Origin of the sequence: Oryzomonas japonica (assembly GCF_008802365.1) — a bacterium.
In the GTDB taxonomy this organism is placed as follows: Bacteria; Desulfobacterota; Desulfuromonadia; order Geobacterales; family Pseudopelobacteraceae; genus Oryzomonas; species Oryzomonas japonica.
Genome location: NZ_VZQZ01000002.1, coordinates 114829 through 127815 on the forward strand (window position 1 = coordinate 114829; position 12987 = coordinate 127815).

Consider the following 12987-nt stretch of genomic DNA (forward strand, 5'->3'; position numbering starts at 1 on the left):
GTCAGCTCCCCTTGGTGGCGTGGACGTTGGGGAAGAACAGATCCTTCCACCCCTTTGGCCTGCTCTTGATCGTCCCGGTCTGGTACATGAAATCAGAAAACCTGGTGATATTGTGCGGTGTGACCGTATAGCTCACGGTCGGCTGGTTGATCTCTCTGAGCAGGTCATCCAGGCTTTCCTTGGTCTTGCTGGCCTCGCGGTAGATCTCCGCCGCGGCCCGCCTGTTCTTGTTGATGTAGGTGGTCGCCTCTTCCTGCGCCGCAAAGACCGCGGCATAGATCTTCGGGTTTTTGTCGTGGAAGGCTTTGGTGGTGGCGAAGACATTGAAGGTGTGCGGCCCGCCGAGGACCGTGTATGAGTTGAGCACCGTCCTGACCCGCTTGTCGTCCAGCTCCTGGAACATGAACGGCGGGCTGGTGAGATGGCCGGTGACCTCCGACTTGCCGGACAGGAGCGCCGCCATGGCGTCAGGATGCTTCATGGTCACCGTCAGTTTGTCCAGTTTGGAAAAATTATTCTGGCCGAACTCCTTTGCCGCCGCCATTTGCAGGATGATAGCCTGGATCGAGACCTTCACCGCCGGCAGGGCGATACGGTCCTTGGCGGTGAAGTCCCGGATCGTTTTCACCGCCGGGTTGTTCGTATTCAGGTAGTTAGGCGATGAAATCAGGGCCGAGACCCCTTTGACGGCGCCCTTGGACTTGTCCCACAGCAGGATCATCGGCGCCACGCCCGAGGAGATGTAATCGACGCTCCCGGAGAGGAGCGCGTCATTGGTCGCGCTACCGCCCCCCAGGGTTGCCCAGGTGACTTTGATATCGCCGAGACCGGCCGCCTTGGCATGTTTTTCTATCAGATGCTGCTTTTCCATGATGATCAGCGGCAGGTAGCCGAGGCCGTACTGCTTGGCCAGTCGTACCTCCTTGACCTCGGCCGCGGCATTGAACGGCACGGCAGCGAGGCCGACGAGCGCCAGCGCCGCGATGGCGACGAATGTGTACATGTTTTTTCCCATGTGTGCAGCTCCTTATGGTTGGAATGGTTCAGACAACAGCAGGAGATGGCCGATAACGGGGTAGCCGCGTTCGTTACGGTGCACCGCCATGCCGTACCGCCAGGCGGTCCAGATGCCGATGAAACGGATGCAGCACCTCTTCCCGCTCCTTGCGCACGGCATAGGTTTCATCGCGGATCTGCTCCGGCTCGATCAACCAGACCGCCGCCAGGCCGACATCACCCAGCCGGGCGCGGACCTCGCGATAGTACTCGCTGAACAGCGGGCCCGAAACGAGCGCCTTGTACGTTCGCCCCGTCGTTACCAGCACCCGATTATCGCTCCCGGCGACGGTGACGGACACCGGGCGTTCGAACCAGATGCTGCGCAGCAGGTTGCGGTGGGTTGCGGATGTTTCCAAAAGTTCGAGATGCACCAGCCGACCGTCAGCGTCGAGCCTGAGAAAAGGGCTCGGCACGCTGTGGGGTGCGCCGTTTTCATCCAGGGTGGCGATGCTGGCGACGGTGGCCGGTTCTTTCAGCAGCGACCCGATTGCGTTCCGTAAATCTTCAGACATGGTTTATTCCTCCCACAGCGGCAACAGCCGGGACAGATCGGTGTCGGGATGATTGCCGCAGTTGCGGTAGCTGTCATGTTCGATGGGGAGCCGGTACTTCACCCGCAGGGCGTGCAGGCCGCGGGCCAGGCGGATGTAATAGTCCAGCGAGGCGTTTTTGTAGGCGCCCAGCGCCGTATCCGGCCGGGGCGACCAGACGATGAGCACCGTGCTCACCCCCTGCCGGGCCAGATCCTCGGCCTCGGACAGGGTCCGCTCCAGGGCCTCGTCCTCACTGCGAAATCCGTGGGGACCAGCCAGTTCGATGCCCGCCACCAGGCCGGTGTTCACCCTGCCCGGCCCGAATATCTCCACCGCATCCACCAGCCGCTTTTTCCACTCGCGATACCCGATCCATTCCGCTTTGCCGGGGCAATGCCGGTTGAACAACTCCTCGTTCAGCACCTCGATGTCGGAGGTGTAGCTGGTCAGGCCGGTTTCGGCATAGAGCCTCTTCAACTGCTCCTTCTCGAACGCCGTTCCGATCAACTGGCTGGGAAACTTTGGGGTGCGGAAATTTTTGCCGACCTCTTTCAGGATGGCGATGTAGTAGTCGATCTCGTCGTCAAAGGGGCGTGACCCGCCGACGATGGAGCCGGAGGTCAGAAAGACCGTCGAAAACCGTCCCTCCTCCTTCAGCGCCTCGCCGATCACCGCCCCCACCTCAACCGGATCGAGCCGCGCCGGTATCTTGAGCTCCCTGCTCCCTTTTTTCAGTTGGGTGACGATATCGCAGAAGGCGCACCCCTTGCCGTTGTTCCAAAAGGTGCAATAGCGGTACGGAAAGATGTTCAGCCGCTGGGGACGGGCGCTGACGATATTTTTCATCGGCACGCCGGAACTGCTGTCTTTGCCATAGAATGCCGGGGCGGGCCAGTAATCCACCTCTTCCAGCGCCACTCCCGCATCGAACAGCCAGGGCCGGCCGTCGTGCAGATCGACAACATAGGGGTTCTCTTCCGGCGGCGTCGGTGTCGTGATGATCGAGGTGCCGTCCCGCAGAAGCAGCGACTCGGGCCTGAGGGCGATCACCCCGTCGCGGGTGCCGAAAATGTGGGTACCGGTGGTCTGGTGCTTTTCCGGATCGAGATAGGAGACCGCCTCTTCGGTGTAGTGCACACCCCGACGCTGTACATCGGTCTTGAGGATAATCAGGCGCGGTACGTCCGGGTAGCGGCGAACGGCATCCTCCAGGGGCGTCCCAGGAATTTTTCTTGCCAGGGCAAGAGTCATGACATCACTCCTTTCTCGTCAAACGGTCACCAGTGGATACAACAAAAAAAGAGGTCAAGGAGAGAGAGCGCTTCGCTCGTTCCTTGGCCTCCAGTTTTTCTGGTCAGTCGTTGGAATACTGCGGTGTGATCCTGGGGACATTCCCTGGTATCATCACGTGTAATGTGGAAAATCTAGCAAATCGGATACGGGGTGTCAATCAAATAATATAATTTCTATAAATTTTATATACAACCAGGAACGACACCCATCATAACCCGAAGGTCATGAATAGCAGAGAAGCCCGGTTATAGAAAACTTTCGCACTACCACGTCATAACCTTCGTCCCTGTCTCTAATCCGTCCAGAACATAGCTGGACAACAAAAAAAGAAAAAGCCCCGGAAATTCCGAGGCTTTTTGACTTATCCGGATGGTGCCGGACTTTAAAATGGTCGGTGCGACTGGATTCGAACCAGCGACCACTAGACCCCCAGTCTAGTGCGCTACCAGGCTGCGCTACGCACCGCTATGCTACATCTGATTCCGCAAGAGCAAAAGTTCATCTCTGATATTCCGCAACAGCAGGAGATACTTTTCCTGGGGGGCTGTCGGGAGCTGTTCATCAGCAGCGATGATCTTGCCCTTTGGGGTTATTCTTCTCTTTACACCTTCAATGGTAAACTTCTCGTCATACAGCAACCGGCGGACCAGGAGAATGATATCTACTTCCCGTTTGGAATACAGCCGCTGACCGGTGGTGCTCTTCTCAGGTGACAAAAACTCGAACTCAGTCTCCCAGAAACGGAGTACCGAAGTCTTTACGCCCGCCATCTGGGCAACCTCGCCGATCTTGTAGTACAGTTTGTCGGGGAAGGTGGTGCCCATAACAGTGTATGCTTATTTGGCCTCTTTCGCGACAGTATTGATCGCGTTTTTTAGAACCTGACTCGGTTTGAAAGTAAGGATGCGCCGAGCATCAATGGTAATGGTTTCTCCGGTTTGCGGATTGCGCCCTCTCCGGTCAGCCTTCCGCTTGACAACGAAATTGCCAAACCCTGCTATCTTAATCTTTTCACCATCCTCCAAGGTGCTCTTCAGGATGCTGAAAACGGTTTCAACCATTTCAGCGGACTCCTTTTTCGAGAACCCGATTTTCTGGTGAATTTTTTCTACGATGTCGGCTTTGGTCATAACAACCTCAATCTGCTAAGTTCTACGGCTTCTTTACAAAGGGCAATTTTTATAACATAGGGAACGGCATTACGCAACAGGTTTTTATCTTATTGATACTTTTACCTTATTCAAAAGGCTGTCAACAATCTTCCCATGCACTCTTCCGGTCTCGTCATCGGTGAGCGTGCGCTCATATGAGCGATAGCGGATGCGGACAGCGATGCTCTTAAACCCCTCAGGGATGCCCTTCCCCTGATACACGTCAAAGATATCAACCTGTTCAACCTCTTTGGCCTTGACGCTGTGGATGCACTCGACGATCTTTTCCACCGGCAGTTCCACGGGGGCCAGCATGGCAATATCACGTGTGCTGTCCGGAAAACGGGAGGGGGCCGAAATGGTCCGTTTCTGCCGTGCCAGGGTCAGCATCTTTTCGAAATCAAGCTCAAAACAATAGACCGGCTTATCCAGGCCAAAATTATCCTGAACCGTGGGATGCAGTTCACCGACCGATCCGATCCTCTCCCTGCCGGCTACGATGCTGCATGATTTACCGGGATGATAAAACGGCTCCGGCGCATCGGCCACCCACTTCACACCGCCGATGCTCAACTGGCTGAGCAGGTTTTCTATGATGCCCTTGGCATCGTAGAAATCGACCGCCTCGTTGGCGCGACTCCACCCCAGCCCGTCGCGTGAGCCGGTCAGGGCTCCCACCACATAAAGCGGCTCGTGCGGCATCTCCTCACCCGGAACGGGCAGATACACCCGGCGCATCTCAAAGAGCTTCAGGTCAAGCGAGCGAAAGCTGATGTTGCGGGCAACCGTTTCGAGAACACCGGGCAAAAGGGTGGTACGCATGACCGACTGTTCATCCACCAGGGGGTTGGCCAGACGGATCGTGCTCCGCCGCGAATCATCCCCGGGGAGCAGCAGTTTATCCGCGGCACCCGGTGCAGTAAAGCTGAAATTGATGATCTCGTTCATGCCGTGCTTGACAAGGATATCCCTGACACTCTTCTCGAGCTGCTGGTGCCGCGTCGGACGGTCCGAGACGACGCGCGCCAGCGGCAGGGTCGCTGGAATACGGTCGAAGCCGTTCAAGCGGGCGATCTCTTCTACCAGATCAATCTCGCGCTCGAGGTCGATCCGGTAGCTGGGCGGCACCACCGCCAACGCCCCTTCCGGTAGTTCCTTTACAGCACATTCGAGCCGTTTGAGGATGCCAATGGCCTCCTCCCGCGGCAGATCGATCCCGATCATGGCGTTGGCGCGTTCCGGGCGAAATACGATCGTTTCCGGCTCACGCCTGCCAAGGTAGACATCGAGGCTTCCCTTGGCCACACGGCCACCGGCAAGTTCCATAATCAACGACGCAGCCCGGTCAAGGGCATGGATCACACCGCCGATATCGACTCCGCGCTCGAAACGGTGGGAGGACTCCGTATGCAGGCCAAGCCGCTTACTGGTTTTGCGGATCGCTGACGGCAGAAACCAGGCGCTCTCGAGCAGAATGTTCGTGGTGGTATCGGCAATTTCGGAGTTTTCGCCCCCCATGACACCAGCCAGGGCGACCGGCCGCTCGGCGTCGCAGATGACCAGATCGTCGCCGGTGAGGGTACGCTGCTGGCTGTCCAGGGTTGTAAAACGCTCTCCTTCGCCGGCACGGCGCACCACAATCCGCTGCCCGGCCAGACGATCGCAGTCAAAGGCGTGCAGTGGCTGCCCCAGTTCCATCATCACCAGGTTGGTGACGTCCACAACGTTGTTGATGGACCGCACACCAATGGCGTTGAGCCGCTTCACCAGCCACTCAGGAGAGGGAGCTATGCGGCAGCCGCTCAGATAGCGCGCGGCATAGCGCGGACAATATTCGGCGTCTTCAACCGTTACGCTGATGTTTTTGTCGACCGGCTCACCAGACTCGTTGATCGCGTTTTCAGGACAGCGGATCTTTTGTCCCAGTTTGGCGGCAATCTCACGGGCAATGCCCACGGCACTGAGACAGTCGGCGCGGTTGGGGGTCAGGCCGATCTCAAGAAGGGTGTCCTTCAGCCCCAGGGCGGCAAAGATTGGAGTACCGAGTTTCAGGCCGGCAGGCAGGACCATGATGCCAGCGCTTTCCGCGGACAGCCCCAATTCCTTTTCCGAGCAGAGCATGCCGCAGGATTCTTCGCCGCGGATTTTGGAACGTTTGATTTTGAAATCACCCGGGAGTGTTGCGCCGATCTTGGCCAAGGCAACCGTGTCGCCCTGTTTGAAGTTCTGGGCGCCGCAGACCACGTCCAGCACCTCGGTGCCGCTATTCACCCGGCAGAGGGAGAGTTTGTCGGCGTTGGGGTGTTGTCGTTTTTCCTCGACCACCGCCACCACGACGTCGTCCATCCCCTCGCCAAGCTTCTCCATCCCCTCTACCTCGAGGCCGAGCATGGTAAGCAGATCGGCCAACTGATCGGGGGTGAGATCAAAATCGACGAATTCCTTGAGCCAGTTATAGGTAACGTTCATATCAGGACACCTAGAATATTCTGAATTAGGAGGTTGTTCAAAAATAGTCAGATCGTCGCACCCGCAGAATGCCCCAAGGAGGCGTAGCAGCGCTACGCTGCACGAAGGGGCGTTCGAGGAGGGCGGCGAGATGGCTGTTTTTCAACAACCTCTAGAATTGCCGCAGGAACCGCACGTCGTTCTCGAACAGCAGGCGCATGTCGCTGATGCCGTACTTCAACATGGCGATGCGTTCGATGCCCATCCCGAAGGCAAAACCGGACACCTCTTCGGCATCGTAGTTGACGTGACGGTAGACCTCGGGATCAACCATGCCGGCTCCCAGTATCTCGAGCCAGCCGGTGTTTTTGCAGACCCGGCACCCCTTGCCGCCACAGATGACGCAGGCGATGTCCACCTCGGCCGAAGGCTCGGTAAACGGGAAAAAGCTGGGACGCAAACGAACGCCGGTCTTTTGGCCGAACAACTGATTGGTGAATATGGTCAGTATGCCCTTCAAGTCGCCGAAGGTGATGCCCTGGTCCACCATCAGCCCTTCGACCTGATGAAACATGGGGGAATGGGTGGCGTCGGAATCGCAGCGGTAGACCGTACCAGGGGCAATGATGCGCACCGGCGGCTTTTGCTTCAGCATCGTCCGGATCTGGACCGGAGACGTATGGGTGCGCAGCAGCAGGTTGTTTTCGACGAAGAAGGTGTCCTGCATGTCCCGGGCAGGGTGCTCCGGGGGAAAGTTGAGCGCCTCGAAGTTGTACCAATCATGCTCGATCTCGGGGCCTTCCGCAACGGAAAATCCCAGGCCGGCGAAGATATCGCAGACCTCTTCGACCACCAGGGAGATGGGATGCTTGGTGCCGTTGACCGGGCGACGGCCAGGCAAGGTGACATCGATCCGTTCGGATTGCAGCCGCTGGCTCCGGGCCGCTTCACGCGTTGTTTCCAGTGCGGCATCAAGGCTGGCCTCGACCTCTTCCTTGACGGTATTGACCAACTGTCCGACAATCGGTCGTTCCTCGGGGCTGAGCGCACCGAGCCCCTTCATGAGAGCGGTCAACTCTCCTTTGCGGCCGAGGAATCTGACCCGTATTTCCTGAAGGGCTTCCTCGCTGGAAACGGCGGCTATGGCCTTTGCGGCCTCGTCTCTCAATCTTTCAAGTTGTTCCCGCATGTAGTACCCCGTAATCAAATGAATCTGCAAAATCACTCGGATGCCCGATACGAATCCCGGAGAATAGGGAGAACTCACGGTTGTCTGCCAAAACGGCAAGCAAGGGGACTGAACGGGGCAATGAAGGGATCAGGCCGATTCGTGAACCTTACAAAAAAAGGAATGGGACTGTTTCATCCCATTCCCTCAGTTTTGAAACCAAAACCGGTCTGCTTAGATGCCAGCCTTGGCAAGGGTAGCGATCTGGCTGAACCCGGTCGGATCGGATACGGCGATGTCGGCCAGAACCTTACGGTCGATCTGCACATTGGCCTTTTTGAGACCGAAGATGAATTTGCTGTACGACAGCCCGTTAAGACGGGAAGCCGCGTTGATGCGGGTAATCCACAGACTGCGAAAATCACGCTTTTTGACACGACGGTCGCGGAAAGCGTAATTAAGGGCCCGATCAACCGCTTCGGTCGCACTGCGGAACAATTTGCTCCGTGCGCCCCGGAAACCCTTGGCAAGTTTTAATACCTTGTTGCGTCTGCGTCTCGCTTTGAATCCTCTTTTTACGCGTGGCATGTTCTACTCCTTCGTGATGAATTTCGCCCGATCCATAAGGGGAGACAGGTCCTCATGGTTCTTGGCATTATGCCGTTTCACCTGTGTGCACAGGATTGGGGGGGGTCCCATGGCGGCGAAGCGGTACTGTCCGCATCCGTCACCACATTCCGCACCCAACCGAGTGGTGCAAGCGGTGAAAGCAGGTTATGAAATCGCCCTATTTGTAGGGAATCAACTTGGCAATATTTTTCTGGTCCACATCGGCAACCATGGAGCTCTGACGCAGATTCCGTTTATTCTTGCGGGTCTTGGGGGTCAGAATATGGCTGGTAAAGGCTTTGCTACGCTTGATGCGGCCGGTTCCCGTCTTTTTGAAGCGCTTGGCGGCACCCCGATTTGTTTTGATCTTCGGCATGGTTCTTCTCCTTATGTGCAATGGTAAACGGTAATTATAATCCGCTATTTTTTAACCTTCGGAGCAACAATCATATACATATTACGGCCATCGACACGCGGCTGAGATTCGATCACGGCGACGTCCTGCAGCTCGGTGGCAAAGCGTTCAATGACGGCACGTCCGATATCCATGTGGGTGATTTCCCTCCCCCGGAATACCAACGTCACCTTTGCCTTGTTCCCCTCTTCGAGGAAACGCCTGACGTGCTTGATCTTGAACATGAGGTCATGTTCATCGGTTTTAGGCCGCAGCTTGATCTCTTTGACCTCGACATGAACCTGTTTTTTCTTGGCTTCCTGCAGCTTTTTGCTCTGCTGGTATTTGAACTTTCCGTAGTCCATGATCCGGCAGACAGGCGGAACCGCTGTCGGAGAGACTTCCACCAGGTCGAGCTGCTGTTGTTCGGCGAGTTCAAGCGCCTTGGAAGTAGGAATGACGCCGAGCGCCTCGCCATCGGCGCCGATGACACGGATTTCTGTGGCGCGGATGGTATTGTTGATGTTCACGGTCGGTTTTGCTATGACTGCACCTCCTGAATTACTTGAAGTTCCTGCATTCTAAGGCAATGAAATCAACGAAATCGGCAGGCGTCATGGGGTGCAGGTTTTTGCCGTCGCGATATCGCGGCGTCACGGTCCCCTGCTCCACCTCTTTGTCACCGATCACCAACATATAAGGAACCTTCTGCAACTGAGCCTCGCGAATCTTGAAACTCAGTTTTTCATTACGGAAATCGGACTGCACCCTGACGCCGGCTGCCCTGAGATGCGCCTGCACTTCCTGAGCGAACGCAATCTGGTTGTCGGTAACGGTCAGCACGGTGGCCTGAACCGGCGAGAGCCAGAGCGGGAAACTGCCGGCAAAATGTTCTATCAGAACCCCGATAAAACGCTCGATGGAACCGAGAATCACCCGGTGGACCATGACAGGCCGTTTTTTCTCTCCATCCGGGCCGATATAATTGAGATCAAAGCGCTCCGGAAGGGTAAAATCACACTGGATAGTAGCACACTGCCACCGTCTGTCAAGACAATCACGCAATTTGATGTCGATCTTGGGTCCGTAGAAAGCACCGTCGCCCTCGTTGATCTCGTAGGGACGGCCGGAATCCTTGAGCGCCGACAGGAGCGCGTTGGTGGCCAGCTCCCAGGAGGCATCGTCACCGATGGACTTTTCCGGGCGGGTGGACAGCTCCATCTCGTACTCGAACCCGAAGATCGCCATGACGTCGCTGACAAAGGCAAGAACGCCCTTGATCTCGGCATCCAGTTGTTCGGGAGTGCAGAGTATATGGGCATCGTCCTGGGTGAAGCAGCGGACCCGCAAAAGGCCGTGCAGTACGCCGGCCCGCTCGTGGCGGTGCACCGTGCCCAGTTCGAAATAGCGCAACGGCAGGTCGCGGTAGCTGCGGAGCTGGGACTTGTAGATCATCATATGGGCAAGACAGTTCATCGGCTTAATGCCGAAGCTCTGCTCGTCCACCTCGGTAAAATACATATTCTCGCGGTAGTTCTCGTAGTGCCCGGAGCGCTGCCACAATTCGGTCTTGAGAATCTGGGGACCCACCACGATGTCGTAACCGCGCTTGAGGTGTTCCTTGCGTTCGAAGTCTTCCAAAACCGTACGCAACATGGCCCCCTTGGGGTGCCAGATGGCAAAGCCTGCGCCGACCTCGTCGGAAAAGGAGAAGAGATCCAGCTCACGCCCCAGCTTGCGGTGGTCGCGGCGTTTGGCCTCTTCCAGGCGATTCAGATAGGCTTCAAGCTCCTTCTTGTCCACAAAGGCCGTGCCGTAAATCCGTTGCAGCATACGGTTCTTCTCATCGCCGCGCCAATAGGCGCCGGCAATGGAGAGCAGCTTGAAAGCCTTGATGCGGGAGGTGCTGGGCACATGGGGGCCGCGACAGAGGTCGGCAAATCCACCCTGACTATAGACCGACACCGTTTCAACGCCTAAGTCGTTGATCAGTTCGGTCTTGTAGGGCTCACCCATTCCCTCAAACATGCGGATAGCGTCAGCACTGGCCAGCACACGACGCTCGAGTTTCAGATCGGCCGCGGCAAACTCGGACATCTTGGCCTCTATACGCTCCAAATCTTCCGGGGTAAAGGGCCGATCCATATCGAAATCATAGTAAAAGCCGGTCTCAATGGCCGGACCGATGGTCACCTTGGCCTGGGGAAACAGTTCTTTCACCGCCTGGGCCATCAAATGGGAGGCCGAATGACGAATAATTTCCAAGGCTTCGGGGCTTTTTTCGGTGATGATCTCCACATGCGCGCCATCGCTCATGGGCGCCGTGAGGTCAACCAGTTCGCCATTGATCTTGCCGGCCAAGGCGGCTTTCGCAAGACCGGCTCCAATGGATGCTGCCAGATCGAAAACGTTCGCGCCTGCGGGAAGTTCCCTTACGGAACCGTCAGGAAGCGTGATATTGATACTTGCCATACCAATCTCCTGTGTACTACCGACCTTATGACATCCAAACAGAAAAGGCATCGAAACATCGATGCCCACGCTTGCAGCTTTGCTTAAGCACTGCTTCTTCTTTTAAATGGTAGGCGCGGGCGGTCTCGAACCGCCGACCTCTACCGTGTCAAGGTAGCGCTCTCCCCCTGAGCTACGCGCCTACAAAAAGCTGGAAAGTAATAGCAACATACCGCGAGCTTGTCAAGCAGATATTTTTGAAAATCACCGTAAAGGGAATATGCGATCGGCAGTGGTATCAGTCGCTAACGGCTGATACCACTCGCTATGGTGGAACAAGGGGGCTCTAACGGGCACTACTTGCAGCCGATGGCCGTTGTCGTAAATTCTCCATAACTACCATTGTCATCAACCTTGACATCCAAGGCAACCGTAGCTCCACCGGTTGAGGTGGTGTTGTATATAATTTTGAATTGCGAGGTCAATATGTTTGATATTTTACCGTATATCCCCTGAAGATCGGCAGTGTCAGAAGTCGAAGCCGAAAAACTCTGCCCGCCGGTCTGAAGTGCCAATTGCTGCATCAGCGCCGGGTAGGAATGGTTTGGATGGAGAATCGTGACCGTGAAAACCGGTATTTTTTGGGCGATGGCATGGTTGATGAGATCGGTCAGGGTATGCGTTTTCGGGATATCCTCCCCGTCGGAAAGCAGGATCACAATTCGTTGATCGTTGGTTCGCGCAGCGGTATTATCAACCGCGGCATAGGTCGAATCCCAGATCGAAGACGTTGATGAATCATAGACATAAGGTGCATCGATAGCGTTTTTCAAGACCTGTACCGAGGAAGCCAATGGATAAAAAGGCGTTGGATGGTAGTCTGTCGCAAATTTCATGATCGACACTTCATCGGTTGTTTGCACTGTTGAAACCAGCGAATCAATGAAGCCTTTCGTGTTGTCTTGCATCCATTGTTGTTCAGCAAGACTCAAACTGCCGCTATAATCCATCACAACGGTAACGGAGAGGGAAGATCTTGTCGTGACCGGTGTTATGGCCGGGGCCGGGCTAGTAATTGGAACCCCATTTTCGAATACCGTAAAGAGCGGGGAGGTCAAAGCCGCCGGCTGACCGGTGCTGTCAGCTACGGTCACAAGGAGTTGCAGCTGGGGAGGGATTGCGGTACAGCCAGTTCTTACGACCCCGGTGCTTTTCAGATCCAGGGCCGTCCCTTTCCCGCTTAATGCTACCGTTAGCACCTTGTTCGCGGGGTCATTCGAGGGGATCATCAGGGTGGCGGTGTAACCTTGCTGCCCCGTAGGGGTCAACTGAATGGACGACGTACAGGCGGACGATGGCGCGACGCTCTTCTTGGAGCAGGTATCCGTGCCAGGATCGATTTTGAATTGCGCGTCGCCGGCCAGGGAAAGCTGCCCGAGTGCCAGGGCCGCCGTACCGGTGTTCCGGATCGTCAACAGCTGGGCCGAAGTGCCGTTAACAACAGTCGTCCCAAGGTCAACAGAGCTTTGGGTCGAAATTGTGGGAGATGCCGTAGATGGCGAAGGTGTCGACCCCCCTCCACCCCCGCTCGTGCCAGCGCTCCCCCCTCCTCCGCCGCAACCAGAGAGCGTTAAAATAAACAGGCCGATGACATAGGGAGAACGCAGACGTCGAACGGTTTTCTTGATGTGCTTGAACATGGCAGCCTCTTTCTGACCGGAAGACTTCTGTACCACCGGTTCTCAATACGTTTATGATCTGGACGTGAGCACCTACCCCATACTACAGGGCTTCTGGTATCAGGCATATTTTACAACCACATCTCCTGAGCTATCAGAAAGCACACTTAATGCCAGCCTGCTTTTCAACTGGCATAAATTC

At 56.1% G+C, this 12987-nt stretch carries 12 protein-coding genes and 2 tRNA genes; all 14 read right to left on the reverse strand.

What is annotated here, in order from left to right; all coding sequences use genetic code 11:
* Position 1: 1 nt before the first annotated feature.
* The gene (locus F6V25_RS03755) at positions 2-1015 is read right to left on the reverse strand and encodes an ABC transporter substrate-binding protein (protein ID WP_151127305.1); all 1014 of its coding nucleotides are present in this window, start codon (positions 1013-1015) and stop codon (positions 2-4) included.
* Positions 1016-1088: 73 nt separating this feature from the next.
* The gene (locus F6V25_RS03760; protein WP_151127306.1) at positions 1089-1571 is read right to left on the reverse strand and encodes a pyridoxamine 5'-phosphate oxidase family protein; all 483 of its coding nucleotides are present in this window, start codon (positions 1569-1571) and stop codon (positions 1089-1091) included.
* Positions 1572-1574: 3 nt separating this feature from the next.
* The gene (locus F6V25_RS03765) at positions 1575-2843 is read right to left on the reverse strand and encodes a radical SAM protein (RefSeq protein WP_151127307.1); all 1269 of its coding nucleotides are present in this window, start codon (positions 2841-2843) and stop codon (positions 1575-1577) included.
* 430 nt (positions 2844-3273) lie between these two features.
* Positions 3274-3350, reverse strand: a tRNA-Pro gene (locus tag F6V25_RS03770).
* A 5-nt stretch (positions 3351-3355) separates the two neighbouring features.
* A complete protein-coding gene (locus tag F6V25_RS03775) occupies positions 3356-3709 on the reverse strand; it encodes a MerR family transcriptional regulator (protein WP_151127308.1) in 354 nt (117 codons plus the stop codon).
* 12 nt (positions 3710-3721) lie between these two features.
* Positions 3722-4015, reverse strand: a complete 294-nt coding sequence (locus F6V25_RS03780) for an integration host factor subunit alpha (protein WP_149307918.1) — start codon at positions 4013-4015, stop codon at positions 3722-3724.
* A gap of 84 nt (positions 4016-4099) precedes the next feature.
* Entirely contained in the window at positions 4100-6505 is a 2406-nt protein-coding gene (gene pheT, locus F6V25_RS03785; RefSeq protein ID WP_151127309.1) for a phenylalanine--tRNA ligase subunit beta, read from the reverse strand.
* A 151-nt stretch (positions 6506-6656) separates the two neighbouring features.
* Positions 6657-7673: a phenylalanine--tRNA ligase subunit alpha gene (gene pheS / locus F6V25_RS03790; protein ID WP_151127310.1), complete on the reverse strand. Its 1017-nt coding sequence runs from the start codon at positions 7671-7673 to the stop codon at positions 6657-6659.
* A gap of 213 nt (positions 7674-7886) precedes the next feature.
* Positions 7887-8240, reverse strand: coding sequence for a 50S ribosomal protein L20 (gene rplT, locus F6V25_RS03795; RefSeq protein WP_149307915.1), 354 nt, complete (start codon positions 8238-8240; stop codon positions 7887-7889).
* Positions 8241-8439: 199 nt separating this feature from the next.
* Positions 8440-8637: a 50S ribosomal protein L35 gene (gene rpmI / locus F6V25_RS03800; protein WP_151127311.1), complete on the reverse strand. Its 198-nt coding sequence runs from the start codon at positions 8635-8637 to the stop codon at positions 8440-8442.
* Between the two features lie 44 nt (positions 8638-8681).
* Positions 8682-9200, reverse strand: coding sequence for a translation initiation factor IF-3 (infC, locus tag F6V25_RS03805; protein WP_149307913.1), 519 nt, complete (start codon positions 9198-9200; stop codon positions 8682-8684).
* A gap of 16 nt (positions 9201-9216) precedes the next feature.
* Entirely contained in the window at positions 9217-11127 is a 1911-nt protein-coding gene (gene thrS / locus F6V25_RS03810; protein WP_151127312.1) for a threonine--tRNA ligase, read from the reverse strand.
* Positions 11128-11234: 107 nt separating this feature from the next.
* Positions 11235-11309, reverse strand: a tRNA-Val gene (locus F6V25_RS03815).
* Positions 11310-11462: 153 nt separating this feature from the next.
* On the reverse strand, positions 11463-12806 hold the full coding sequence (locus tag F6V25_RS03820) for a VWA domain-containing protein (RefSeq protein ID WP_151127313.1): 1344 nt from the start codon (positions 12804-12806) through the stop codon (positions 11463-11465).
* Between the last annotated feature and the right edge of the window lie 181 nt (positions 12807-12987).

Excerpts from the sequence above, each read along its gene's own strand:
- pheS (WP_151127310.1), bottom strand. The coding sequence starts at position 7,673 with ATGCGGGAACAACTTGAAAGATTGAGAGACGAGGCCGCAAAGGCCATA.
- F6V25_RS03780 (WP_149307918.1), bottom strand. The coding sequence starts at position 4,015 with ATGACCAAAGCCGACATCGTAGAAAAAATTCACCAGAAAATCGGGTTC.
- thrS (WP_151127312.1), bottom strand. The coding sequence starts at position 11,127 with ATGGCAAGTATCAATATCACGCTTCCTGACGGTTCCGTAAGGGAACTT.
- F6V25_RS03760 (WP_151127306.1), bottom strand. The coding sequence starts at position 1,571 with ATGTCTGAAGATTTACGGAACGCAATCGGGTCGCTGCTGAAAGAACCG.
- F6V25_RS03775 (WP_151127308.1), bottom strand. The coding sequence starts at position 3,709 with ATGGGCACCACCTTCCCCGACAAACTGTACTACAAGATCGGCGAGGTT.
- F6V25_RS03755 (WP_151127305.1), bottom strand. The coding sequence starts at position 1,015 with ATGGGAAAAAACATGTACACATTCGTCGCCATCGCGGCGCTGGCGCTC.
- pheT (WP_151127309.1), bottom strand. The coding sequence starts at position 6,505 with ATGAACGTTACCTATAACTGGCTCAAGGAATTCGTCGATTTTGATCTC.
- rplT (WP_149307915.1), bottom strand. The coding sequence starts at position 8,240 with ATGCCACGCGTAAAAAGAGGATTCAAAGCGAGACGCAGACGCAACAAG.
- rpmI (WP_151127311.1), bottom strand. The coding sequence starts at position 8,637 with ATGCCGAAGATCAAAACAAATCGGGGTGCCGCCAAGCGCTTCAAAAAG.
- F6V25_RS03820 (WP_151127313.1), bottom strand. The coding sequence starts at position 12,806 with ATGTTCAAGCACATCAAGAAAACCGTTCGACGTCTGCGTTCTCCCTAT.
- F6V25_RS03765 (WP_151127307.1), bottom strand. The coding sequence starts at position 2,843 with ATGACTCTTGCCCTGGCAAGAAAAATTCCTGGGACGCCCCTGGAGGAT.